Origin of the sequence: Burkholderia sp. BCC1047 (assembly GCF_902833155.1) — a bacterium.
Lineage (GTDB): Bacteria > Pseudomonadota > Gammaproteobacteria > Burkholderiales > Burkholderiaceae > Burkholderia > Burkholderia sola.
On sequence record NZ_CADFEH010000006.1, the window covers coordinates 1 to 23948 of the forward strand.

At 70.5% G+C, this 23948-nt stretch carries 27 protein-coding genes; 9 read left to right on the top strand and 18 right to left on the bottom strand.

Going from position 1 to position 23948, the window contains the following annotated elements; all coding sequences use genetic code 11:
• Positions 1 to 194 precede the first annotated feature (194 nt).
• Positions 195 to 392 (bottom strand): hypothetical protein, encoded by a 198-nt coding sequence (locus HWX55_RS08620; RefSeq protein ID WP_050015242.1) that lies wholly within the window; start codon positions 390 to 392, stop codon positions 195 to 197.
• A gap of 168 nt (positions 393 to 560) precedes the next feature.
• Entirely contained in the window at positions 561 to 1190 is a 630-nt protein-coding gene (locus tag HWX55_RS08625) for a glutathione S-transferase (protein WP_175975319.1), read from the bottom strand.
• A gap of 161 nt (positions 1191 to 1351) precedes the next feature.
• Here HWX55_RS08625 and HWX55_RS08630 point away from each other — a divergent pair, with 161 nt between their 5' ends.
• The gene (locus HWX55_RS08630) at positions 1352 to 2569 is read left to right on the top strand and encodes a polyhydroxyalkanoate depolymerase (protein WP_175975320.1); all 1218 of its coding nucleotides are present in this window, start codon (positions 1352 to 1354) and stop codon (positions 2567 to 2569) included.
• A 7-nt stretch (positions 2570 to 2576) separates the two neighbouring features.
• On the opposite strand, the gene HWX55_RS08635 is transcribed toward HWX55_RS08630, so the two are convergent.
• The 11 genes from HWX55_RS08635 to madL all read right to left on the bottom strand — a co-directional run bounded on the left by HWX55_RS08635 (position 2577) and on the right by madL (position 11664).
• Positions 2577 to 3224, bottom strand: coding sequence for a phosphoribosyltransferase family protein (locus tag HWX55_RS08635; protein WP_175975321.1), 648 nt, complete (start codon positions 3222 to 3224; stop codon positions 2577 to 2579).
• 408 nt (positions 3225 to 3632) lie between these two features.
• Entirely contained in the window at positions 3633 to 4160 is a 528-nt protein-coding gene (locus HWX55_RS08640) for a phospholipase D-like domain-containing protein (RefSeq protein ID WP_175975322.1), read from the bottom strand.
• A gap of 153 nt (positions 4161 to 4313) precedes the next feature.
• On the bottom strand, positions 4314 to 5246 hold the full coding sequence (gene mdcH / locus HWX55_RS08645) for a malonate decarboxylase subunit epsilon (RefSeq protein WP_175975323.1): 933 nt from the start codon (positions 5244 to 5246) through the stop codon (positions 4314 to 4316).
• Positions 5243 to 6109, bottom strand: a complete 867-nt coding sequence (mdcB, locus tag HWX55_RS08650; RefSeq protein ID WP_175975324.1) for a triphosphoribosyl-dephospho-CoA synthase MdcB — start codon at positions 6107 to 6109, stop codon at positions 5243 to 5245. Before mdcB ends, mdcH begins: the two co-directional genes overlap by 4 nt.
• The gene (gene mdcG, locus HWX55_RS08655; RefSeq protein WP_175975325.1) at positions 6106 to 6774 is read right to left on the bottom strand and encodes a malonate decarboxylase holo-[acyl-carrier-protein] synthase; all 669 of its coding nucleotides are present in this window, start codon (positions 6772 to 6774) and stop codon (positions 6106 to 6108) included. The genes mdcB and mdcG overlap by 4 nt, the downstream gene beginning before the upstream one ends.
• Positions 6761 to 7468 carry a biotin-independent malonate decarboxylase subunit gamma gene (gene mdcE, locus HWX55_RS08660; RefSeq protein WP_175975326.1) on the bottom strand — a complete coding sequence of 236 codons (708 nt, stop codon included), beginning with the start codon at positions 7466 to 7468 and terminating at the stop codon, positions 6761 to 6763. The genes mdcG and mdcE overlap by 14 nt, the downstream gene beginning before the upstream one ends.
• Positions 7455 to 8390 carry a biotin-independent malonate decarboxylase subunit beta gene (locus HWX55_RS08665; RefSeq protein WP_175975327.1) on the bottom strand — a complete coding sequence of 312 codons (936 nt, stop codon included), beginning with the start codon at positions 8388 to 8390 and terminating at the stop codon, positions 7455 to 7457. Before HWX55_RS08665 ends, mdcE begins: the two co-directional genes overlap by 14 nt.
• Complete coding sequence (gene mdcC, locus HWX55_RS08670; protein WP_006485317.1) at positions 8387 to 8701, bottom strand: malonate decarboxylase acyl carrier protein; 315 nt, start codon at positions 8699 to 8701, stop codon at positions 8387 to 8389. The genes HWX55_RS08665 and mdcC overlap by 4 nt, the downstream gene beginning before the upstream one ends.
• A 10-nt stretch (positions 8702 to 8711) precedes the next feature.
• Entirely contained in the window at positions 8712 to 10358 is a 1647-nt protein-coding gene (gene mdcA / locus HWX55_RS08675) for a malonate decarboxylase subunit alpha (protein WP_175975328.1), read from the bottom strand.
• 131 nt (positions 10359 to 10489) lie between these two features.
• The gene (gene madM / locus HWX55_RS08680) at positions 10490 to 11257 is read right to left on the bottom strand and encodes a malonate transporter subunit MadM (RefSeq protein ID WP_027808885.1); all 768 of its coding nucleotides are present in this window, start codon (positions 11255 to 11257) and stop codon (positions 10490 to 10492) included.
• A gap of 11 nt (positions 11258 to 11268) precedes the next feature.
• Positions 11269 to 11664 carry a malonate transporter subunit MadL gene (gene madL, locus HWX55_RS08685; protein WP_006485307.1) on the bottom strand — a complete coding sequence of 132 codons (396 nt, stop codon included), beginning with the start codon at positions 11662 to 11664 and terminating at the stop codon, positions 11269 to 11271.
• 329 nt (positions 11665 to 11993) lie between these two features.
• Between madL and HWX55_RS08690 the strand changes: the two genes are divergently transcribed.
• A complete protein-coding gene (locus HWX55_RS08690) occupies positions 11994 to 12842 on the top strand; it encodes a LysR substrate-binding domain-containing protein (RefSeq protein WP_012328224.1) in 849 nt (282 codons plus the stop codon).
• A 171-nt stretch (positions 12843 to 13013) separates the two neighbouring features.
• The gene (locus tag HWX55_RS08695) at positions 13014 to 13298 is read left to right on the top strand and encodes a DUF4148 domain-containing protein (protein WP_175975329.1); all 285 of its coding nucleotides are present in this window, start codon (positions 13014 to 13016) and stop codon (positions 13296 to 13298) included.
• Between the two features lie 33 nt (positions 13299 to 13331).
• Here HWX55_RS08695 and HWX55_RS08700 read toward each other — a convergent pair whose 3' ends face one another.
• Positions 13332 to 14249 (bottom strand): 3-hydroxyacyl-CoA dehydrogenase NAD-binding domain-containing protein, encoded by a 918-nt coding sequence (locus HWX55_RS08700; RefSeq protein WP_175975330.1) that lies wholly within the window; start codon positions 14247 to 14249, stop codon positions 13332 to 13334.
• A gap of 247 nt (positions 14250 to 14496) precedes the next feature.
• Between HWX55_RS08700 and HWX55_RS08705 the strand changes: the two genes are divergently transcribed.
• The gene (locus tag HWX55_RS08705) at positions 14497 to 14937 is read left to right on the top strand and encodes an Hsp20/alpha crystallin family protein (protein ID WP_124557384.1); all 441 of its coding nucleotides are present in this window, start codon (positions 14497 to 14499) and stop codon (positions 14935 to 14937) included.
• A 16-nt stretch (positions 14938 to 14953) separates the two neighbouring features.
• The gene (locus HWX55_RS08710) at positions 14954 to 15364 is read left to right on the top strand and encodes an Hsp20/alpha crystallin family protein (RefSeq protein ID WP_089488313.1); all 411 of its coding nucleotides are present in this window, start codon (positions 14954 to 14956) and stop codon (positions 15362 to 15364) included.
• A gap of 112 nt (positions 15365 to 15476) precedes the next feature.
• Here HWX55_RS08710 and HWX55_RS08715 read toward each other — a convergent pair whose 3' ends face one another.
• On the bottom strand, positions 15477 to 15779 hold the full coding sequence (locus HWX55_RS08715) for a zf-TFIIB domain-containing protein (RefSeq protein WP_175975331.1): 303 nt from the start codon (positions 15777 to 15779) through the stop codon (positions 15477 to 15479).
• A 90-nt stretch (positions 15780 to 15869) separates the two neighbouring features.
• The gene (locus tag HWX55_RS08720) at positions 15870 to 16625 is read right to left on the bottom strand and encodes a TerC family protein (protein ID WP_089488311.1); all 756 of its coding nucleotides are present in this window, start codon (positions 16623 to 16625) and stop codon (positions 15870 to 15872) included.
• A 110-nt stretch (positions 16626 to 16735) separates the two neighbouring features.
• Here HWX55_RS08720 and HWX55_RS08725 point away from each other — a divergent pair, with 110 nt between their 5' ends.
• Positions 16736 to 17629 (top strand): LysR family transcriptional regulator, encoded by an 894-nt coding sequence (locus HWX55_RS08725; protein ID WP_175975332.1) that lies wholly within the window; start codon positions 16736 to 16738, stop codon positions 17627 to 17629.
• A gap of 116 nt (positions 17630 to 17745) precedes the next feature.
• On the top strand, positions 17746 to 18879 hold the full coding sequence (locus HWX55_RS08730; RefSeq protein WP_175975333.1) for a DUF2242 domain-containing protein: 1134 nt from the start codon (positions 17746 to 17748) through the stop codon (positions 18877 to 18879).
• A gap of 233 nt (positions 18880 to 19112) precedes the next feature.
• Here the strand turns inward: HWX55_RS08730 and HWX55_RS08735 are convergent, their stop codons facing one another.
• Positions 19113 to 20033, bottom strand: coding sequence for a pyridoxal-phosphate dependent enzyme (locus tag HWX55_RS08735; protein WP_124557253.1), 921 nt, complete (start codon positions 20031 to 20033; stop codon positions 19113 to 19115).
• Positions 20034 to 20194: 161 nt separating this feature from the next.
• On the opposite strand from HWX55_RS08735, the gene HWX55_RS08740 reads away from it, so the two are divergent.
• Both HWX55_RS08740 and HWX55_RS08745 read left to right on the top strand, forming a co-directional pair.
• Positions 20195 to 21103 (top strand): LysR family transcriptional regulator, encoded by a 909-nt coding sequence (locus HWX55_RS08740; RefSeq protein WP_175975334.1) that lies wholly within the window; start codon positions 20195 to 20197, stop codon positions 21101 to 21103.
• 493 nt (positions 21104 to 21596) lie between these two features.
• A complete protein-coding gene (locus HWX55_RS08745) occupies positions 21597 to 22802 on the top strand; it encodes an MFS transporter (RefSeq protein WP_175975335.1) in 1206 nt (401 codons plus the stop codon).
• Between the two features lie 102 nt (positions 22803 to 22904).
• Here the strand turns inward: HWX55_RS08745 and HWX55_RS08750 are convergent, their stop codons facing one another.
• The gene (locus tag HWX55_RS08750) at positions 22905 to 23927 is read right to left on the bottom strand and encodes a histone deacetylase family protein (RefSeq protein ID WP_175975336.1); all 1023 of its coding nucleotides are present in this window, start codon (positions 23925 to 23927) and stop codon (positions 22905 to 22907) included.
• Positions 23928 to 23948 lie beyond the last annotated feature (21 nt).

Here is a 23948-nt window from a genome sequence, read left to right on the forward strand (position 1 = left end):
TCACCCGGGAAACCCTTGCCTTCGGCTAACTCTTCCCCTTGCCGGGCGAGTAGAGGACTTTCACCTCCAAGTAAGTGCGCCCTGCCGGGCGCACCCAATGAAAAAGCCCCGGCCAAAGCCGGGGCTCGATCGAACCCGATCCGCCCGACCGGCTTGCGCCGGCCGGGCTTTTTTCATTCAGTCGGCGTGCGCGTTCATGCGTGCGCTTCGCAGTGACGGCAGAAGATCAGCGCGCGCGACCGCGACACGGCTGCCTGCGCACCGCGCGCCGCGACGATCATTCCGACCTGGCCGAGATTGAAATCGCGCTCGACCATCAGCTGCGTGAGCCCGGCAAGCGCCAACACGACGGACGGGTGGTACAGGCTCGATTCAATCAGGGCTTTCATCATCGGCTCCATCTGGCAATGCGTGATTTGATGGAGTGGATTCTAGGGATCGGTCGCGTCCGGATAAACAGCGCGAATGCGAAGTCACTTGTCAGCGGCCGAGAACAATCGGCAGCGGCTTGCCGGATAAGGGCGAGCGGCGTGCGACAGCCCGGCGGGCCGCTTCACAAGCTAGGCGAGCGGCGTCTCGACGAAGGCCGGGAGCGCTTCCGCCCGCGCGGAATGCGCGGCGAGCGCCGGATAACGGGCCGGATCAATCCGCGCCAGTACCGGGTAGTCGGCCGCCATGAACTGCGTGAAGCGCCACGCCACCGCGACCGTCACGTCCGACTGCAGCAGCCGCGCACCGCCGAACCAGCCCTTGGTGGCCGCGACCAGCGGCTCCAGCGCGCCGTATGCGCCTTCGAGCTGGCTCAGCACGCGTTCGATCCACGGTTCGTGCTGCTTGTCCGACGGCCGCAGCGCCTGCTCGTAGACGACCTGCACGGTTTTCTCGGCGGCGGCCAACGCGAATCCGATCGGCACCAGCGCGCGCAGTCGGGCATCGACGGCGTCGGGCAGCAGGCGCCGCTCCGGCGCGGCGAGATGATCGAGATAGTCGACGATCAGCGACGAATCGATCAGCGTCGCGCCGCCGTCGGTCACGAGCGTCGGCGCCTTGACGACCGGGTTGACCGTCCTGAACTGGTCGATATGACGAAACACCGAGATCGACTCGTGTTCGAACGGCAGGTCGAGCAGCTTCGCCGAAATGGCGACGCGGCGCACGAACGGGGAATCCAGCATGCCGATCAGCTTCATCGCGAACGCTCCGCTTACGAGGATGGGACCGACGACTGTAGCAGCGTCGCGCGGCAGCGCCTAGCGCTTGACGCGCATCAGCCAGCCGCGCATCGGGCTCGCACTGCCCGCCCCCTGCGACCATAATGCAGATTCACGCTCCTTCCGCCCCAGGGTCCGCCATGTGGTACGCCGTCGTCGAGCAGCAGCGGGAATGGATGCGCGCATGGCGCGAGGCGACGCGGTACGCGTTCGATGCCTGGCCCGCGGCGTCGCTGCCGCATGCCGCGTCGTCGTGCTACGACGACCTGTTCGAACCGCTGCTCGGGCCGCAGGCCGCGCCGCCGGGCTTCGATCTCGCGTGGCCCGACGTCGGCGAGCAGGTGGTCGCGCACACGCCGTTTTGCGACTTGCGGCGCTTCGCGCACGCCGACGCGCGCCGCACCGTGCTGCTGTGCGCGCCGCTCGTCGGGCACGCGGCCGTGATGATGCGGGAAACCGCCGAAACGCTGCTCGCCGATGGCGACGTTTGCGTGACCGACTGGCGCAATGCGCGCGACGTGCCGCTCGCGGCAGGCCGTTTCGGGCTCGACGAGTACGTCGCGATGCTCGACGGCTTCGTCGACGCGCTCGAGCACGACGATCGGCCGCTGCACGTCGTCGCCGTGTGCCAGGCGACCGTGCCGGCGCTCGGCGCACTCGCGCTGCGGGCCGCGCGCGGCCTCGCGCCGCCCGCGAGCATCACGCTGATCGGCGGCCCGCTCGATGCGCGGCTGAACCCGAGCGCGCTCGGCGCCGCGGCGGCCGCCCATTCGCTCGACTGGTGCCGGCGCCACCTGATCGACATCGTGCCGCCCGGCTTCGCCGGACACGGCCGCCACGTGTTCCCGACCTATCTGCAACAGGGCGAGATCGCACTGCTGTATCCGCAACGCTTCCTGGCGCTGATCGAGACCTACGCGCTGGCCGCCTCCCGCTTCGACATGGCCGGGCTTGCCGACGCCCGGCGGGCGCTGCGCGAATACACCGCGCTGCTCGACATGCCGGCCGATTATTTTCTCGATACGGTCGACGTCGTGTTCCAGCGCATGCTGCTCGCGACCGGCGCGTGGCGCGTGCGTGGCCGGCGCGTCGATCCGGCCGCGTTGCGCGACGTCGCGCTGCTGACCGTCGAAGGCGCCCGCGACGCGGTCACGGGTGCCGGCCAGACGCATGCGGCGCTCGGCCTGTGCAGCGGCCTCTCGGCCGACGAACGTCATCGCGTCGACGTCGACGATTGCGATCACTACGGGCTGTTTACGGGGCCACGCTGGCACGGCAACGTCCATCCGGCGATGCAACGCGTGTTCGCGCTGGCGGAAGCCGGCCGACCGCGCCCGCGCCGGAACCGTCGGACGTGACGACGGGTCAGGGGCGCGCCGCGTCGAGCAGCGCGCGCACCTCGTCGTCGCTCGTCTGCTCGAAGCGCGCGTAGAACTGGCTGATCCCGAAGAGCCGCGCCGGCTGCGACACCGCGACGAATGCATCGGCCAGACCGTCGAACGCATGCGCCGCGCCCGCCGGCGCGACCGGCACCGCCGCGACGATGCGCGCCGGACGGCGCTCGCGCAGCGCCTGCAGCGCGACGCGCATCGATGCGCCGGTCGCGACACCGTCGTCGACGACGATCGCAATGCGTCCATCCACCGCCAGCGGCGGCGCCGCGCCGCGATACAGCGCCTCGCGGCGTTGCAGTTCGGTCGTCTCGCGCGCGATCACGTCGGCGAGTTGCGCATCCGATACGTCCATCGCGCGGATCACCGAACGCTGCAGATGGGTCGCGCCGCCCGTCGCGATCGCGCCCATCGCCAGCTCGGGGTCGAACGGCACGCCGAGCTTGCGCACAACCAGCACGTCGAGCGGCGCGCGCAGTGCGCACGCGACCGGATACGCGACGGGCACGCCGCCGCGCGGCAGCGCGAGCACGACGACGTCGGTTCGCCCCGCGTATTCGCGCAACGCGTCGGCCAGCTGGCGGCCGGCATCGGCGCGATCGGCAAAACTGCTTTCGGTCACGATCGGCTCCCTGCCGTTGCGCCGGGCGCGCGCAACCCGCGCCGACGCCTGTCAACGAGCATGGTTCATCGGTCGCGCCGATGCAAGCAGGGTCATACCGGTGCGCGACGCGCCGCGGGAAAGGGTCAGAGGCCGCCAGGGCCTGTTCACGCTAATAACGGGCTTGCGCTGGCCCCCAGAAGGGCCGAGCGCAAGGATTGCGACGAAGCGAATACTCGACGTATTCGCGAGGAGCATGACGCGGCGATCGGCCCTTCTGGGGGCCAGCCCCACGAATGCATTTTTCCAAACAGGGGAACGTGCCTTTCCGCCCGCATGGCGGCGTCGTGCGTCGCTTGTTTGGCACGGCCAAACGGCGCTCCTTACTCCTTGCCCTGCGGGCGGAAAGGCACGTTCGCAAGCCCGTTATTAGCGTGAACAGGCCCTAGCCTGCCGGTACAGCCGCCAGAACGACTGCGCGTAGGACTGCGCGAGTTCGGGCGCGCGCCGGAACACGTTCACCGTGTCGGCGTGCTCGGCCGCGCCGTCGGACAGCGTCGTCAGCGCGACGCTGTCGTCGACGATCGCGAAGCGCGACGCAGGGCCGCCGTGCCGCGAATCGATCGCGACGTCGATGCCTGCGGACTTCAGATAGCCGGCGCCGCTGTACCGGCCCGCGCGCGGCGAACGCACGAGCACGACGCGCACCTCGATCCCGCGCGCGCGGGCCGCCCGCAGCGCGCTCGCGACCGTCGGCGGCACCTGCGTATAGCCGGCCAGCAGCACGCGGCGCTGCGCCTGTTCGATCAGATCGACGGTCGCATCGGCCGCCGCGTTGTCATACGAAAAGTACGTGCCGACCGATGCGGCATCGGACGGAATCTGGCTGGCGTGGACGCTCGTCGCGCAGCAGAACGCGGCGAGCAAGAAGGCGGCTGGTCTCATGGCGGGCGCCATTGTAGCGACGCCAATTCGCGTGACAAGAGGCGGCTGCGACGCTGCTGCGCCGGCGCAACACACGGTGCGGAACAAGTGCCCGGCCGCCGTGTTTCGCGCCGTGTTTCGCGCCGTGTTTCGCGCCGTGTTTCGCGCCGTGTTTCGACCCGCCGATCAGCCGGCCGCGACGCGCGCGAGCCAACGCGTCACGCCGTCGACGGAACGGAAATCCGCGAGGCTGCGCGCGGGCAACGCGGGATACGCGCCGCCGGCCATCTCGGCCAGCGCGCGCCCGGGGCCGAGTTCGAGAAACGCGGTCGCGCCGGCCTCCACGCACGCGGCAAGACAGGACGCCCATTCGACCGGCTCCGCGATCTGCCGCGCGAGCTTGTCGAGGCCCGTGTCGACATCGAGCACGGTCGCGCCATCGATCCCCGAGAACAGCCGGGTGCCGGGCAACGGCCGGCGCACGCGCGTCGCGGCCAGCGTCGCGCGGAAGGCCGGCACGGCCGCCGCCAGCCGACGCGTATGCGACGCGATCCGCACGCAGACGGGCGCGACACGCAGCGCGCCGGCGCGCGCCGCGTCGTCGGCCACGGCATCGACGTCGGCGTGCCGCCCCGCAACCACGAACGCATCGCCGGGGTTCGCGATCGCGATGGCCGCGTCGCGACCGTCGCACAGCGGCGCCAGTTGCGCCCGCGTCAGGCCGCGCACGAACACCATCCGCTCGTCGCCGCCGCTCGCGGCATCCATCTCGCGTGCACGCGCATCGGCCAGATCGAGCGCATCGTGCGGGTCGATCATTCCCGCGACGCTCCACGAGCCGACCTCGCCGACGCTGTAGCCCGCGATGCAGCGCCGGCGTGGCCATACAGCGTCGAGCAGCGCGGCGGCCGCGAGCGCCTGGACCGTACAGAGGATCTGCGCGGCCCGGTTTTCCTGCAGCGCGTCGGGGCGGGCCTGTCGGACCCACGTGCGCGGATCGTCGCCGAGCAACCGGCCCGCATGCGCGAACAGGGCATCGGCCTGCGGCGCCGATCCGGTCAGGTCGAACATGTCGGCGCGCTGCGCGCCTTGCCCCGAGCACAGGATGGCCAGCGTCATCGCGCGTGCCCTTCGGCTTCGAGCGCATCGACGAACACGCTCATCGCGAGCAGGTCGGCCGCGCCGCCCGGACTCAGCCGGCGCGCGACGAACGCACGATGCGCGGCCGCCGCGCGCAGCCGCCAGTCGCGCGCCCGCACGCCGCCGCGCGCGACGAACGCACGGGCGGTCGCGCGGGCGTAATCGAGGCCGTCCTGCCCGCCCCGGTGCAGCAGATTCGTGTCGTCGAGCGCGGCGATCAGCGCGAAGCACGCGGCGACGCGCGCGGCTTCCGGGTCGCCCGGCAGGTCGCGCTGGGCGCGGCGCAGCGCGGGCAAGCCGATCGCGTAAACGGTCGGGAAGCCGTCGGCGGCCTCGCGCCGTGCACCGCCGACCCCGTAGCGGCGGCTCGCGCGCTCGCCGTGGCTGTCCGGCAAACGCGGACCGCCGAGGATATCGGTGCCCCAGCGGCGCGACACGAACGCGCCGAGTGTCGTCCCGGCCGGCATCGCGCCCGGTATCGTGCGCCGGCCGGCGGCCGCGCACAGCAGCCCGAGGCCAAAGATCGCGCCACGATGCGTATTGACGCCGCCGGTCGCGGCGAGCATCGCGTGCTCGGCCCGCAGGCCGATCTTGCGCAGCACGGCCATGTCGGCGTCGCGTGCGCCGGCGTCGGCGAGTTCCGCGAAGTACGGCCGCAGCACGGCGGCGCTGCGCGCGAACGTCGCGGCATCCATGTCCGCGTGACTGCCGGTGTCGACGTGACTGACGAGGCCCGGCTTCGGGTAGGTGTCGATCTCGAGCACGAGGCTGCGCTCGGCCAGCGCGGCGATGCGCTCGGCCTCGGACGGCGCCGCGACGCGGCAGGCAGCCGCGGCGTTCATTGCGCGCCCCCGATGAACGCATCGGCGCGCATCAATTCGACGGTAGTCGCGGTCTTCACCGCGACTTCGGGCAACCGCGCGTGCAGTTCGCGCCAGTTGGCGCCCGCGCCGTCGTCGCGCAGCAGTTCGCCGTCGATGCGCATCGGCGCGCGCGCATCGATCGTCGCGAGACCGTCGAGCAACGGCGCGAGCGACGCGGCGTCCGGCAGCGGGAACACGATGTCGAGATCGGACGATGCGCTCAGGTACGGCTCGCCGGTCAGCGCCTGCCAGGCGAGGCTGCCGAACACGCGGCCCTGCACGCCGCAGCGCGCGCCGAGCGCATCGAGCTCGCGCAGCGGCGCATGCCACGCGGCGGGCGCTCCGGAGAGTACGTCCGCCAACGCCGGCAGCGGGCCGACCGTCGCGAGCGCGTCGGCGGCCACGTTCAGCGCGACGCGCCGCTTGCCCGCCGACGGCGGCAGCGGCAGGCCGAGCGGCACGCGGCCGGCATCGGCTTCATCCGGCGACGCGCGACGCACGATCAGCGGCCAGCCGCGTTCGGCCCATGCGCGCACGAGCGGATCGCCCGCGAGCACGGGGTCGCGGGCGAAGGCCGCGCCCCACCCGGTCGCCGTCAGCGTGACGAGCGTGTGGCGGCGCAGCGGCAGCTCAGCGTGCGGCACGCGCAAGGGCCTCGACGCGGGCGGCGACGTCGGTCGCGACCGGCCGGCCGCGCGCCGCGCGCCGGTCGACGCCCTCGGCCGCCTTGCCGAACCATTCGCCGACTTGCGCGTCGAGCGCGCGGGACGGATCGAGCACGGCGTCGACGGCGCCCATCTTCACGAGGTTGTCGAGCCCCGGCGCGAACACCGGGGTCGAACGCGCCATCTCCTTCAGCACGTCGATCGGCAGCTTGGTCACGCGCGACATCGACGGCAGGTCCATCACCTCGGGCTCGGCGCCCGGCACCGCGAGCAGCGTGCGGGTCGCGAGCGCGGTCGCGATGAACGCGCCCGCGGCCGTGTGGCCGTACAGCACGCCGATCGTCCGGTGTCCGGCGAGATCCGCGTGCATCAGGCACTTCGCGAGATGCGACAGCCCCTCGTTCAGGCCGAGCAATTCGTCGCGCTTGCTCATCCGCTGGCTATCGCTGTCGACCAGCACGACGATCGGCGTGTCGCCGCCGCGCGCGACCGTGTCGAGCACGCGCGACGCGAGCGTCAGCGCCTCGTCGATGCCGAACGGCAGGCGATCGGTCACACCGATCACGTCGACGCGCGTGCCGGCCAGTTCCGCGTGGCCCGTCAGCAGGCCGCCGGTGCGCGCAATCGAATGGCCTTTGGGGAACAGCGAGGTCAGTACTTCATCGAGCGTCATGCTGCGGCTCCTGCAGTTGATCGGCGAGCTTCGCGAATGCTTCGTCTGGCATGCCGGGGATCGCTTCCGGCTCGTCGGTCCCGAGCATGCGCCATACATCGAGCGCGTCCTTGCAGCCGCCGAACCGTTCGACTCGCGCCTCGAGGCGCGCCTGTTCCGCGCGCAGCGTCGCCGCATTGAACGCCGGCGCGCGGCCGATCAGGTCGAGCGCGGCCGCGCGAAATGCGTCCGGCGTATCGGCCACGTACCGATCGGCACCGCCGATCAGGCGCCGGTGCTTGCCGCCCATCGTGCGCCAGATCAGCGCGCGATCCTTCGAGTCGAATTCCTCGACGCCGCGATTGGTCTCGATCACTTCAGGCCCCGACACGCTGATGCGCCCCTGCTCCGACACCGCGAGCGCCGAACAGCACGCGGCGAGCAACCCGCCGCCGCCATAGCAGCCCGCGCGCCCGCCGATCAGCCCGATCACCGGCACGCCGGCCGCACGCGCGTCGACGAGCGCACGCATGATCTCGGCAATCGCGAGCTCGCCCGCATTCGCTTCCTGCAGCCGCACGCCGCCCGTATCGAACAGGATCAGCACCGGCTTGCCTACCTCGCGCGCAGCGCGCAGCAACCCGGTGAGCTTCGCGCCGTGCACTTCGCCGAACGCGCCGCCCATGAAGCGGCCTTCCTGAGCGGCGACGAACACGGGCCGGCCGTCGAGCCGGCCGTGGCCGACCACCATCCCGTCGTCGAACTGCTGCGGCAGGCCGAACAGCGGCAAGTGCGGGCTCGTCACGCGCTCGGCCGGCCCGAGGAATTCGCTGAAACTGCCCGCGTCGAGCAGCCCGTCGATGCGCTGCCGCGCCGATGCTTCATACCAGCTCGCCGCATTCGCGACGAACGCCGGCGCGTCGTGGATCACGTCGCTCATCATGCGTCTCCCTCGATCGCGCGCACGGCCTGCGCGAGCCGCAGCGACACCATGTCGGGCCGCGCGCCGCCGTCGTTGATCGACAGTTTCAGGCCGCCCGGCGTGCGCCGTTCGACGAAATCCGACACGACCGCCTGCCACACCGCGCCGAACCCGACGGCCGCGGTGCGGATGTCGATCTCGCATTCGTTGCCCGGCAGCACGCGCTCGACGAGCACCTCGAGATTGCCGGACGCGACCACGCCGACGAGCGCCGCGGCTTGTTCGCCCTTCGCGCGTTCACGCGCGGTGAAGCGATAGTTCAACTGTTCCATGCCCTCTTCCTCACCAGTTGCGGAACCGGGCCGGCGGCGCATAGAGCCCGCCCGACCAGTGCACGAGATCCTTGATCGACCGCGCGGCGAGCCAGCGGCGGTCGGCGTCGAGCGGATCGATGCCGAGATCCTCCGGGCGGCGGATCACGCCGCGCTCGCGCAGCCGCTCGACCATCTTCCGGTCGCGGCCGCGGCCGACGTCCGTATAGCCGGCCACGCCGCGGATCGCATGCTCGCGTTCGTCCTTGTCGCGGCACATCAGCAGGTTCGCGATGCCCTCCTCGGTGACGATGTGCGTGACGTCGTCGCCATAGACCATGATCGGCGCGAGGTCGAGCTGCAGCTTGTCGGCGAGCTTCAGCGCATCGAGCTTCTCGACGAACATCGGCACGTTCTTGTCGCCGAACGTCTCGCCGATCTGCACGACCAGCTTGCGCCCGCGCCGCAGCGCCGCCGGCGTGTCGGGATCGGCCTCCGCGCCCGCCTTCAACCACGGTTCGCTCGGATGGCGCCGGCCGCGCGCGTCGCTGCCCATGTTCGGCGCGCCGCCGAAGCCGGCGATGCGCTCGGCGGTAACCGTCGACGAATGGCCGGACAGGTCGATCTGCAGCGTCGAGCCGATGAACATGTCGCACGCATAGAGGCCGGCCGTCTGACAGAACGCGCGGTTCGAGCGCAGCGACCCGTCGGGGCCCGTGAACCACACGTCGGAGCGCGCGCGGATGTAGTCGTCCATCCCGACTTCGGAGCCGAAGCAGTGGATCTGCTCGACCCAGCCCGATTCGATCGCGGGAATCAGCGTCGGATGCGGATTGAGCGCCCAGTGCGTGCAGACCTTGCCCTTCAGCCCGAGCTTCGCGCCGTAGGTGGGTAGCAGCAGCTCGATCGCAGCCGTGTTGAAGCCGATCCCGTGGTTCAGGCGCTTGATCCCATACGGCTCGTAGATGCCCTTGATCGCGAGCATCGCGGTGAGGATCTGCGTCTCGGTGATCGCGGCTGGATCGCGCGTGAACAGCGGCTCGACGTAGAACGGCCGGCCGGCCTCGACGACGAAATGCACGCGATCGCCCGGGATGTCGACGCGCGGCACCTTGTCGACGATGCGGTCGACCTGCGCGATCACGATGCCGTCCTTGAACGCGGTGGCTTCGACGACGGTCGGCGTGTCCTCCGTGTTCGGGCCGGTGTACAGGTTGCCGTCGGCGTCGGCGCTCACGGCCGCGATCAGCGCGACCTGCGGCGTGAGGTCGATGAAGTAGCGGGCGAACAGCTCGAGATAAGTATGCACCGCGCCGAGCGCGATCTTGCCGCCGAACAGCAGCTTCGCGATGCGCTGCGACTGCGGGCCCGAATACGCGAAGTCGAGACGCGTCGCGATGCCGCGCTCGAACACGTCGAGGTGCTCGGGCAGCACGACGCCCGACTGCACCATGTGCAGGTCGTGGATCTTCGCGCTGTCGACGTCGGCGAGCGCGGTGGCGAGCAGATCGGCCTGCTTCTGGTTGTCGCCTTCGAGGCACACGCGGTCGCCGGGCCGCAGCACCGCTTCGAGCAACGCGACGGTGTCGCGCGCGTCGACCCGCTTGCCCTGCGCGTACGCCGCGCCGGCCGCGACGCGTGCATCGCGCGCCTGCCGCGCGTGATTCCATCCGGTCATGAACAGTTCTCCGCTTCGAGGGTTCAGCGGCATTCTAAGCCTGGCGCCGCCGCCGATTGATGATGTTGCAGAATGCGACTCAGAGGACGCCGCGATGGATGCGGCCCGCACGCGGGCCGCGTCGCATCGCCCTACGCGCCGACCAGCGCGCGCGTCGTGAAGAACAGCAGCGACGGCCCGAGCAGGCAGCCGACGCCGGTATGGAACGTCGCGACCAGCGCGCCGTACGGCACGAGCCGGCGGTCGGTCGCGGCAAGGCCCGCGCTCACCCCGCTGACGGTGCCGGCCAGCCCGCCGAAGATCATCGCGGAACGCGGCGTCTTCAGCCCCATGAAGTTGGCCGCGACCGGCGTGCCGACCATCACGATGATCGCCTTCACGAGCCCCGTCGCGATGCTGAGCGCGATCACGTCGGAGCTCGCGCCGATCGCCGCGCCCGTGACGGGCCCGACGATGTAGGTGACGGCGCCGGCCCCGATCGTCGTCATGCTGACCGCGTCGGTATAGCCGAACGCGCGCGCGACGCACGCGCCGACGATGAACGGCAGCACGGTGCCGAGCAGCAGCGACACGACGCCGACGAGCCCGGCCTTGCGCGCCTCGGTCGGCTGCACTTCGAACGCGGTCGCGACGATCGCGAAATCGCGCAGCATCGCGCCGCCCATCAGGCCGATGCCGGCGAACAGCTTGACGTCGGCCAGCCCCTTCTCGCCACCGGTGAACGCGCCGCCGACGTAGGCGAGCACGAGGCCGATCACGATCGCGATCGCCGAGCCGTGCACGCGGCCGAACGTGAGCTTGCGCGACGCGATCGAAGACAGCCACATGATCAGGCCGACCAGCGCGAACGACGCGACGAGCCCGTTGTGGGCGACGGTTTTTTCGAGCATCTGCAGCATGGCGGCCTCCGTTACTGTTCTTCGAATTGCGGCACGCCCGCGAAGGCCGTGTCGTCGCGGCCCGTGCGCGCGAGTACCGCGATGCAGCATGCGCAGATCGCGACCGCGCCGACCGCGGCCAGCAGCGCGACCGGCCCACCCTTCAGCGCGGCGACGACGTTCTGGTTCGCGGCCATCGCGACGACGACCGGGATGTACATCGCGCCCCAGAAACCGACGCCCGCCTCGGTCTCCTTCGGCAGCCAGCCTCGCCGGTGCAGCCACAGGCGCAGGCAGATCAGCAGCAGCATCGCGATGCCGACGCCGCCGACGTTCGTTTTCACGCCGATCGCGCTGCCGAGCAGGTCGCCGAGGAACAGTCCGGCCAGGTGGCAGAACGCCAGCAGCGCGGTTCCGTAGATGATCATGAGTCGTCTCCAGTCTCTTCGTGACGGGCGCCTGACGCGTGCGGGAGCCAGGCCCGCACGCCGATCCCGGGCGGACTGTCTGTCTCCTGCGGCGGGGCGCCGCGGCCCGGCGGCTCGTCGTGCGAGCGCGTTCTCGGGGTCGATGGGATGATGCGGGTTCGGGCCGGACGCCGGATGGCTTAGACTGATCGATGCAGCCGGCGGCGCGACACGGGCTACGCGTCCGGTGCCCCTCGTTCGCGGAGGCCGCACTGGCGCGTGATCCGATACTAGCGCCGCAAAATCCGGCCATTTATGAAGTTGTCGAAACCGATTCAGTGGATTTAGCAATGCGTCCGTTACCGCCCGAATTGCTGCGCAGCTTCGTCGCCGTCGCCCAGTCCGGCAGCTTCACCGCCGCGTCCGAGCGCGTGAACCTGTCGCAGTCGACCGTCAGCCAGCATATCCGCCGGCTCGAGGAGCTGCTCGACCGGCCGCTGTTCGAGCGCGACACGCGCAACGTGCACCTGTCGCAGCACGGCGACGCGCTGTTCCGCTACGCGGTGCGCATCCTCGAACTGATGGACGAGGCCGTCACGTCGGTCTGCGGGCCGCCGCTGTCGGGCAAGGTGCGGCTCGCGATGTCGGAGGATTTCGCGTCGGCGCACCTGACGGCCGCGCTCGCGAGCTTCGTGCAGCGCAACCCGGACGTCGAGCTCGCGATCTCGACCGGGCTGTCGGGCGACCTGTTCGACGCGCTCGACGAGGGCCGGCACGATCTCGTGTTCGCGAAGCGCATCGCCGGCAGCCGGCGCGGCCGCGTGATCCGCAGCGAACCGCTGTACTGGTGCACCGGCCCCGATTCGCGGATCACCGGCCACGAGGCCGTGCTGCCGCTCGCGATGCATCCGGAGCCGAGCGTGTCGCGCCGCCGCGTGCTCGAATCGCTCGAGGCCGTCGGGCGGCCGTACCGGATCGCCGTCGTGAGCAGCAGCATCGCGGTGCTGCGGGCGGCCGCGAGCGCGGGGCTCGGCGTCAGCGCGTTCGCCGGCTACGTGATCCCGGCCGGGCTCGCGCGGCTCGACGCAGGGCTGCCGGAACTCGGCGAACTCGAATACGTGATCGATCGCCCGGCGGCCGCGTCGCGCTCGACGCTCGCGCTCGAAGCCACGCTGATCACGGCGGCGGCCGAGTTGTAACGGCACGGCGGGCACCGCACGCGGGCGCGGTCGCATCCAGCGGCACCTGACAGCTTTGCCCGGAACGCGTCATCGTCCGCGCAGCACCCGCTCGCGACAATGGGCTCCATCCGAACGCACCGCGCATCGCCGCGCGCGTCCGGTACCCCGTCCCATTGATCGGAGCCCGCCATGAAGAACGTCCTGCGATTCGCCGTCGCGACCGCTGCAGCCGCCTGGCTGTCCCCCGCCTTTGCCCAGACCGACGCGTCGGCCCCCGCACAACAAGGCCTGACGCGCGCGGAAGTCATCGACCAGCTCAAGCAGGCCTATCTCGACGGCGAACTGCCGACCAACGACGGCAACTACCCGCCGAACGCCGCGACCCGTGCGCGCAACCGCGAACTCGTGCAGGCCGTGAGCCCCACGTGGCTGGCTCACACGCCGCCCGCCGCACAAGCGACATCGCAGCAGTGACCGTCGCCCCCGCTGCGCATAATCAGATCAGGATCAGGGCAGGAAGCTGCGGCGCCGCGCGTCGATCAGCTCGACGAGCAACCGGTCGCGCTCCGCCGCCAGTTCCTGCATCGAGCGCTCGCCCTGGATCGCGCGCAGCTCGTCGGTCAGCTTGCGATCGACTTCCGGATCGAACGACGGCGTGCCGAGGTCGTCCCACCAGCTCGTGATCGGCCCCGACAGGTGTTCGAGGAAATGCGCGATCCCGCCCGCGCCGCCGCCGAGGTGATAGGTCAGGCACTGCCCCATTAGCCCCCAGCGCAGGCCGGGGCCCCACGCGACGGCCTTGTCCGCATCGGCGACGCTCACGACGCCTTCGCCGACGAGGTGATACACCTCGCGGAACAGCGCGGCCGCGAGCCGGTTCGCGACGTGGCCGGTCATCTCCTTGTTCAGCACGATCGTCTGCTTGCCGAGCGCATCGTAGAACTGCTTCGCGCGCGCGATCACGTCCTGGCCGGTCGCGTCGCCGCCGACCAGTTCGACGAGCGGAATCAAGTGTGGCGGATTGAACGGATGCGCGATCAGGCAGCGCTCCGGATGCTTCGCGCACGCGCTCTGGATCTCGGACATCTTCAGGCCCGACGAGCTCGACGCGATCGGCACGTGCGCGGGCAGCACGTCGTCCATCTGGCGGTAAAGCGCGCGCTTCAGGTCGAGCCGCTCGGGGCCGTTCTCCTGCACGAAGTCGACGCCATCCAGCGCGCGCACGAGATCGGCGTCGAACGACAGCCGCGCGGAAAGTTCGTCGGCCCGCTCGCCGAGGAAGGCGGCGAGCGCGTCGCGCAGCCGCGCGTCGGCTTGCGGCGCCGGGTCGGTCGCGACGACGTCGAAGCCTTGCGTCAGGTAGAACGCGGCCCAGCTCGCGCCGATCACGCCGGCGCCGACGATCGCGATACGTCGAATGTCCATGGTTGTCCCGTGTGGTTGGTCTGCGGATATGTCGCGGCGATTGTCGCATCGAATCCCCTGCGCACGCGTCGACGCCGATTGCAAATTCCCTCTTGAAATGCGCGGCGGCGGCCACTAATTAAGCGTCGGCTGGCAGTGCCGCATGCAACGCACCGCCCCCGTTATCGACCCCGTGGAGCCACCCGTCGCGCCCGCCCCAGGCGTCGCGCCGTCGCGTCTCCCGCGTTCCCTGTTCAGGAGGACCAACATGAGCGGTATCCATCACGGCTACGACTTGTTCGACGAATTCGCCCGCGTGCAGCGGCAGATGGCGAGCCTGCTCGGCGAACGGCCGTCCGGCATCCGTGCGGGGCGCGCCGGCGCGTTTCCCGCGCTCAACGTCGGCGCCACCGACGACGCGATCGAAATCGTCGCGTTCGCGCCCGGCATGGCCGCGGCCGACTTCGACGTGTCGATCGACAAGGACCTGCTGACGATCAGCGGCGAGCGCAAACCGGCGCCGCGCACGGAAGGCGACGACGTGCGCACGTATGCGCAGGAGCGCTTTCACGGCGCGTTCCGCCGCGTGGTCGAACTGCCGCGCGACGCGGACCCCGAGCAGGTCAGCGCCCGCTACGAGAACGGCTGCCTGCTGATTCGCGTCGGCCGGCGCGAAGCATCGAAGCCGCGCGCGATCACCATTCAGTAATCTTCAGGATACCGACATGAACACGAACCCGACCCTGGCCGAACGCCACCCGAGCACCGTTCACGCTGCCGCCGCCGAAGCCGCGCGCCGGCCCGCGATCACCCCGTCCGTCGACATCGTCGAGGACGCGCGCGGCGTCACGCTGCGGGCCGACCTGCCCGGCGTGCCGCGCGAGAACCTCGACGTGAAGGTGCACGACACGACGCTGACGATCGAAGCCGCGACGCAACTCGACACGCCGGCCGACCTGCGCGTGCGACACGCGGAAGTGCGCGCGACGCGCTATGCACGGTCGTTCGTGCTGAGCGCCGATCTCGACACGTCGCGAATCGACGCGAACCTGCGCGACGGCGTGCTGACGCTGACGATCCCGCGCCGCGAGGAAACGCGCCCGCGCCGCATCGACGTGACGGCCGGCAATGCGTAAGGGTCGACGCGTGTGCTGACGCGACGCGCATGAAAATGCCCCGCTCCGGCGTGATGCCGGGCGGGGCTTTTTTGCATCGGGCCGTGCGCGCTCAAACGCACGGACTTCAGATTCAATCGAAATCGAACAGGTCGAACACCGACTTCTTGCGGCGCCGGCCGTCGTGCCGGTATCGATCGTCGTGCGAGCGGCCGTCGCGGCCCCAGCCGTCGTCGCGCTCGCGCGGCGCGTGCGCGTCGTGCTGCGCCGGCACGGCATCGCGGCGGGCCGGCGCGTCGCCGGTCTCGCGTGCGATCAGCTTGTCGAGCTCGCCGCGATCGAGCCACACGCCGCGGCAGGTCGGACAGTAGTCGATCTCGATCGACTGGCGCTCGGCCATCAGCAGGTCGGGCGTCTTGCAGACAGGACATTTCATCGCGTTTCTCCTTTCCGTGCGAATTTCATCCGGATTCCGTACGAGGCGCGCGAACCGGCCGCCGCGGCGGCCGGCATCCCGCGCGCCGGCTCAGTCGCGCGCCACGTGCGCCGCACGCTTCGCCTTCGCGCGCCGCGCCAGCATGTTCATGCCCTCGACGAACGCCGAGAACGCCATCGCCGCATAGATGTACCCCTTCGGCACGTGCGAACCGAACCCTTCGGCGATCAGCGTCATGCCGATCACGACCAGGAACGACAGCGCGAGCATCACGATCGTCGGGTTGCGGTCGATGAAACGCGCGAGCGGCTGCGCGGCGAACAGCATCACGCTCACGGCGACGATCACGGCGACGAACATGATCGGAACGTGCTCGGTCATGCCGATCGCGGTCACGATGCTGTCGATCGAGAACACGATGTCGAGCATCACGATCTGGCCGATCGCGGCCCACATCGTCAGGCCGGCCGCGCCCGCGGCGCCGCCCGCGCCGTCACCGTCGTGCGACACGTGGTGATGGATCTCGGTGGTCGCCTTCCACACGAGGAACAGGCCGCCCGACAGCAGGATCATGTCGCGCCACGAGAACGCATGATCGAACAGCGTGAACACGGGTTCGGTCAGGCTCGCGATCCACGCGACGCTGCCGAGCAGCGCGAGGCGCATCACCAGCGCGAGCGCGATGCCGAGGCGCTGCGTGCGGGCGCGCTGCGCTTCGGGCAGCTTGTTGCTGAGGATGGAGATGAAGATCAGGTTGTCGATGCCGAGCACGACTTCCATCACGACGAGCGTCAGGAGCGCGGCCCAGACGGCGGGGTCGGTGGCAAGCGTCAGCAGGTAGTCCATGGGATGGGCCGATACGAAAGTGGAAAGCCCGATGATATGCCGCCCCGCACTTCGAAAAAATCAGCGAGAATCTGACTTTGGGTTCGGTTTTTTCGATATATCGCGCGCCGATGCTGAATTTTCGCCATCTGTACTATTTCTGGGTCGTCGTGAAGGAAGGCGGCTTCGCGCGCGCGGCCGGCCGGCTGGACATGGCCGTGCAGACGATCAGCGCGCAGGTGCGCGAGCTGGAGAAAGCGCTCGGCCACCAGTTGCTGCGCCCCGCCGGGCGCGGGGTCGCGATGACCGACGCCGGGCAGGCCGCCTTTGCGCGCGCGGAAATCATCTTCGAGATGGGCCGGCTGATCCCCGACGACGTGCGCGCGGCGGCCAGCCAGCCGACCGTGCGGCTCGCGGTCGGCCTCGCGGACGGCATCTCCAAGCTCGCCGCGCACGCAATCCTGGCCCCGGTGCTCGACACGCCCACGCTGCGGCTGCTGTGCCACGAAGGCGAGCACGACGCGCTGCTCGCGGAACTCGCGCTGCATCACCTGGATCTCGTGCTGGCCGGCCAAGGCGCGCCATCGGGGTCGAATCTGCGCGTGACGAGCGAGCGGCTCGTCGCGTCGCCGGTCGACTGGTACGGGCCCGCGGCGCTCGTCACGCCGGCCGCGCGGCAGCGCTTTCCGCACTGCCTCACCGACCTGCCGGTGCTGCTGCCGACCGCGCATTCGGCGTTGCGCGCGCGTCTCGACCTGTGGCTGGAAAGCGAGCGGATCGTGCCGCGCGTGGCCGGCGAGTTCGAGGACAGCGCGCTGATGGCCGTATTCGCCGCGCGCGGCCTCGGCGTGTTCCCGCTGAGCGAACTCGGCGCGAACGATGCGTCGCTGCTGCGTGGGCTCAGGCGGCTCGGGCGCGCGGGCGACGTGACCGAGGAGATCCACGCGATCCGCTCGCGGCGCGGCGAACACCATCCGCTGACGGCGCAATTGCTGGCCGCGGCGCGCGGCGCGTCGGCCGACTGAAGCGAGCGCGACATCAAACGAAACTATAATGTCGCCCCGGCCATACGAGATGTGCGCGCGCGTCAATCCGGGCACTCCCTTTGCGCCGCCTCTCGCCGAGCCTTCTGAAAGACGCCATGCACAACCGATTTCGCCTGTTTTCCGTTTCGTGCGCGCTCGCGGCCGCGACCGTGCTGGCGGCATGCTCGTCGCCGCCCAAGCCGATCTACCAGCAGGAACAGTTCGACGCGACCAGCAGCCCGTATGCGCATACGTTCCACTCGAAATCCGACGCGGCCTGCGAGGCCGCCCGGCGCGCGCTGCTGAGCCAGGGCTACGTGGTGTCGTCGTCGCGCAACGACGCGGTCGATGGCAGCAAGAATTTCCAGCCGAGCAACGACATGCACGTCGTGATCGAGTTTCACGTCGTGTGCGCGGACGCGACGGCGGACGGCGCGTCGAGCATCGCGTACGTGAACGCGGTGCAGGACCGCTATACGCTGAAGAAATCGAATACGTCGGCCAGCGTGGGCTTGAGCGTGTTCGGCTCACTGTCGCTGCCGATCGGGTCGAGCGACGACGCGCTCGTCAAGACCGCGAGCGAGACGATTCCCGCCGGCGTGTTCTATGAGCGCTTCTTCACGCTCGTCGACCATTTCCTGAAGATCGACCCGGCGCGCCGCGACCGCGCGACCGTGAAGGCCGCGGAGAAGGAGCCCGTCGCGCCACTGCCCGAGCCCGCGCCGACGCCGCAGGGCGAACCGATGAAGATGACGACGCCGGTCGTACCGACGCCGCCCGCGGCGCCGGTGCCGCTGTCGGCGACGGGTGTCGCGCCGGGGTCGGGCGCGAATGCCGTGCCGGCCGCGGCATCGGCCGTCGCGGCGCCGGCTTCGGGGACGGCACCCGCGGCCGCTTCTGCGCCTGCGCCGGCTTCGGCTGCCGGCCCGGCGCCTGCATCGACCCCCGCTCCCGCTTCGTCTGCTGCGCCAGCTTCGGCGCCTAAGCCGGGTTCCGGTCCGGCACCCGCGCCGGCACCTTCGTCGACCTCCGGTTCGACGGCCGCGCCGGTTTCCCCGCCCCCGGCTCTTTCGGAGCCGCCAACAGCCGCGGCCACCGCTACGCCGTCGTCGTCCTCGGCCGCGCCTTCGTCAGCGGCATCCACGTCCGCATCGGCATCGGCGCCGTCAAGCGGATCGCCTGCGCCGGCTACCGCCAACCCGGTCGCATCGTCCACGCCGTCCGGCGCGAGCGCACCCATCGCGAATTGATCGCGCTCCCGTATCGACGCGGCGCGACGACACGCCCCCCCTTCCGCAACGTTCCTGAAGTCGTTTCCGCCCATCCGGCCGTGCGCCGACCGCGCATGGTCGCGCGGGATTGACGGTAAGGCAACGTCGACGCGTGGCGGTCCGCCATGCACGCGCCAGACCCGCCGTCACCGCGCGCGACAATCGCCAGCAATCCGCCGTCTCGCGAGTGCGCTGCTCACCCGCGCACTCGCCTACCGCAACGTCGCGCGCAGCGTCTGCAGATCCTCGGCGGTCGTGGCCACCCCGCCGCAGACGATCACGGCGATATCCGCGGCCGACGCGAGCACCGGCACCGGCCGCTCCAGCGCGGCCAACGCCGCGCCGCACGCGGGCTCGACGACGATCCTGTGTTCGTCGAGAAACCGCAGCGACGCCGCCACCGCGTCGGCGTCGGACACGACGACCGGATGGATCGCGTGGCGTGTCGCCCATTCGACCGCCGCGTCGCACGGCCGCTTCGCGCCGAGCGTCGTCGCGATGCTCGAGATGGCCGCCAGTTCGACCGGACGCCCCTGCGCGACCGAGCGCGCATAGCAGTCGGCGCCTTCTGTCTCGGCCGCGACGACCGGCACGTCGTGCCAGCCGTTGCGCGCCAGCCCTTCCAGCACGCCACACAGCAGACCGCCGCCGCCCACAGCAAGCACGACCGCGTCCGGCTTCGGGCCGGCCGCCGCCATCTCGTCGATCATCGTCGCGTGGCCCTGCCACAGCACGCGATCGTCGAACGGATGCACGAACGCGTCGTGCGCGTCGAGCGCCGACTGCGCGAACGCGTTCGCCTCGGCCCAGCTCGCGCCGTGCACGACGAGTTCCGCGCCTTCGACGCGGATCAACTCGCGCGCCCGCGCCGACGTGCTTTCCGGCACGACGACGCGCACCGGCACGCCGAGCTCGCGGCCGCAGTACGCGACCGCGATGCCCGCGTTGCCGCCCGACGACGACACGAATCGCCGCGCGCCGGCGGCGTGCCGTGCCTCGCAGACGGCGCCGATGCCGCGCAGCTTGAACGAACCCGACGGCTGCAACGCCTCGAGCTTCAGCCGGATGGTCGTGCCGAGCCGGCGGGATGCGATCGGCGAGCGGATATAAGGAGTCGGGATATGAAGCGGCATGGGGCGGAACGCAATGAGGACGGAGGAAACGCACACGACGCGCGACGACGCGCATGCGGCAATGACGGTCATCGTACGGCAGGCCCGCCATGCTTTCCAATACCATCGAATGGCGTTTGCTATGCTTCACAGGCATATCCATACATCAGACCCGACACCGCATGCGCCAGATCGAACTGCGTCACCTGCGCTACTTCGTCGCCGTCGCCCAGGCCGGCAGCGTGATGGCCGGCGCCCGTGCGGCCGGCATCGTCCAACCCGCGCTGTCGCGACAGATCCGCGAACTCGAGGACGCGATCGGCACGCCGCTGCTGATTCGTCGCGCGACGGGCGTCACGCTCACGGCGGCCGGCACGAGCTTCCTGCACGATGCAACGGGCCTGCTCGCGATGCTGCAGGACAGCCGCGAGCGCGCGTTGCGCAGCGCGGCCGGCCAGCTCGGCGAACTGCGGCTCGGCGCGCTGCCGAACTGCCTGCCGTTGCCGGTCGTCGCGAAGGTCCTCAAGGCGTTTCGCGATGCGTGCCCGGACGTGAAACTGTCGATCGCGCCGATGCTGTCGGCCGAACAGGCGAGCGCGCTGATGCGCGGCCAGCTCGACGCCGGGATCATGGCGTGGCGTCGCGAGGAAGCGCCGCACCTGACGGGCGTGCGGCTGCTGAGCGACCGCTTCGTGCTCGCGATGCCCGCGCCGCCGGGCGGCCGCTTCGTCGCGCCGCGCACGCTGGCCGACGTCGCGAACGAGCCGTTCGTCTGGTTCGATGCGCAGCGCTCCGCCGCGCACCACCGGTTCCTGATGACGCAGTGCGAGCAGGCCGGCTTCACGCCGCGCATCGCGCAGGTCGGCAGCGACATCCCGACGCTGATCGGCCTCGTCGCGGCCGGCATGGGCTGCGCGTTCGTGCCGGAAAGCGCGTCGCCGACCTGCCCGCGCACGGTCCGGCTCGTCGCGCTCGACGAACTCGCGAGCCGCTTCGACATCGAGTTCGTGTTCGACGGCGCGGCGGCCCCGTCGCCCGTCGTCGCGCGGTTTCTCGCGGCGGTCCGCGACGCGGCCGGCGAACCGGGCTGAACGTACGCCAGATGCTTCGCCGCGCGATCGGGCGATGCGACTTGCAGCGCCGGCCGCTGGACGGAATCGCCATTCCGCGATCTCGTCGTTTTCGCGGTTTTCGCGCACTAAACGACACCGCCGTGCCACCGAAAAATCTTTCAGAACACCGACGGACGGCGTCACGACGCCGCTATTTTCAAATTGACACCAAAAACGGCCGTTTAACGCCGATTCGAATCGTCCTGGCCCGAAATATACTGCCCGCGCATCCCATTCCTCGTGCCAAAGAGAGGATGCGTTTCCGCCCCGGCCACGGACCCCCTGTGGTCGGGGCTTTTTTCCTGTTGCGCGTCGCGTCACGCCCCACACGCCACCCCCGCGCCGCATTGTTGACATGAAATCAAGATAATTTCGTCCGGATGCGGCTTTTTCCGCAAAAGTAATGCAGGCACACTTCGGGCTGTCCTCAATGGCTTCATGCCGTTGTCCCCCGCTTACAGGAGCCCGCCGCATGAACCCCACGACTTCCTCTCCGTCCCGCCCGGGCGGCAGCGCCGCGCTGCCGCTGCTGGCGCTCGCCGCCGGCGCGTTCGGCATCGGCACCACCGAGTTCTCGCCGATGGGCCTGCTGCCCGTGATCGCCGACGGCGTGCACGTGTCGATTCCGCAAGCCGGCATGCTGATCAGCGCGTATGCGATCGGCGTGATGGTCGGCGCGCCGCTGATGACGCTGCTGCTCGCGCGCTGGTCGCGCCGCTCCGCGCTGATCGCGCTGATGTCGATCTTCACGATCGGCAACCTGCTGTCGGCCGCCGCACCGGACTACACGACGCTGCTGCTCGCCCGCCTCGTGACGAGCCTCAACCACGGCGCGTTCTTCGGGCTCGGCTCGGTGGTCGCGGCGAGCCTCGTGCCGCGCGACAAGCAGGCCAGCGCCGTCGCGACGATGTTCATGGGCCTCACGATCGCGAACGTCGGCGGCGTGCCGGCCGCGACCTGGCTCGGCCAGATGATCGGCTGGCGCATGTCGTTCGCGGCGACCGCGGGCCTCGGCCTGGTCGCGATCGCCGGCCTGTTCGCCGCGCTGCCGAAGGGCGAAGCCGGCAAGATGCCGGACCTGCGCGCCGAACTCTCCGTGCTCACGCGCCCGGTCGTGCTCGGCGCGCTCGCGACGACGGTGCTCGGCGCCGGCGCGATGTTTACGCTCTATACGTATGTCGCACCGACGCTCGAACACCTGACGGGCGCCACGCCCGGCTTCGTGACCGCGATGCTCGTGCTGATCGGCGTCGGCTTCTCGATCGGCAACATCGCGGGCGGGCGCCTCGCCGACCGCTCGCTCGACGGCACGCTGATCGGCTTCCTGTTGCTGCTGATCGCGACGATGGCCGCGTTCCCGCTGCTCGCCGCGACCCACGCGGGCGCCGCCGTCACGCTGCTGGTCTGGGGGACCGCGACGTTCGCGGTCGTGCCGCCGCTGCAGATGCGCGTGATGCGCGCGGCCCATGAAGCGCCGGGCCTCGCGTCGGCCGTCAACATCGGCGCGTTCAACCTCGGCAACGCGGTCGGCGCCGCCGCCGGCGGTGCGGCGATCTCGGCCGGGTTCGGCTACGCGGCGGTGCCGCTCGTCGGCGCGCTGATCGCCGCCGCCGGGCTCGCCCTCGTCATGCTGCAGGTCACGCAGCGCCGCCGCTCGCCAGCCGCCGCGAATTCGTAAGCGCGGGCACGTCGGGACTGCCGGGAACCCGCTCGCTTTTTTACGGCCGCGCCATGCGGCCGTTGTCATTTCCAGCGTGCGGTCCGGTTCCGACGGCCCCGGTCAGCGCCCCGCGGCGAACCCGCCGAAGAACGCGCGCGCGTTCGCGTCGAGACTCTCGAGGTGATAGCCGCCTTCCTGCACGATCACCGTCGGCAACCCGAGCGCGCCGATCGCGCGGCCGAGCCGGCCGAACCCGTCGGTCGTGACCGCGACCTGCGATTGCGGATCGTCCTTGTAGATGTCGAAGCCGAGCGCGAGCACGAGCGCATCGGGCTGGAACCGCGCGAGCGCGCGCAGCGCGTCGTCGAGCCGCTGGAAGAACGTCGACTCCGGCGCACCGTGCGGCATCGGCAGGTTGAGGTTGAAGCCGTCGCCGGCCCCAGCGCCCGTCTCTTCCTCGTAGCCCGCGACGACCGGGTAGAAGTTGGTCGGGTCGCCGTGAATCGATACGTACAGCACATCGTCGCGGCCGTAGAAAATCTCCTGCACGCCCTGCCCGTGATGCATGTCGGTATCGAGGATCGCGACGCGGCGATGGCGGCCGAGCAGCGCCTGCGCGGCGATCGCCGCGTTGTTCAGGTAGCAGAAGCCGCCCGCCGCGTCGCGGCGCGCATGATGGCCGGGCGGCCGGCACAGCGCGTAGGCTTCGCGTGCGCCGTCGTTGACGTCGGCCGCCGCGGCCAGCGCGCCCTGCGCGGACCAGTACGCCGCGCGCCACGTGTTCGCGCCCACCGGGCAACTGCCGTCGGCGAGATAGCGCGCGGCCTTCGCGAGCACGCCGCGCAACGGGTTCGGATCGCGCACGAACACGTTCGACATCACTTCGTCGCCCCAGTCGTCGGGCATCTGCTTCCAGTCGCGGTGCGCATCCTCGAGAAAGCGCAGGTAGTTCATGTCGTGCACGGCCGCGATCGGCGCGGTGCCGCGGTCGGCCGGCTCGCGCACGTCGAAGTCGAGCGACCGGACGGCCGCGACGAGCCGCGCCGCGCGCTCGGGCACTTCCTGCGGCTCGCGCATCTGGCCGCGCGACAGGTAGCTGCGCGGATGGTGCAGCAGTTGTTCGGGATGGAAATAGGTTTTCATCGTAGTCCTCGTCGATTCGCC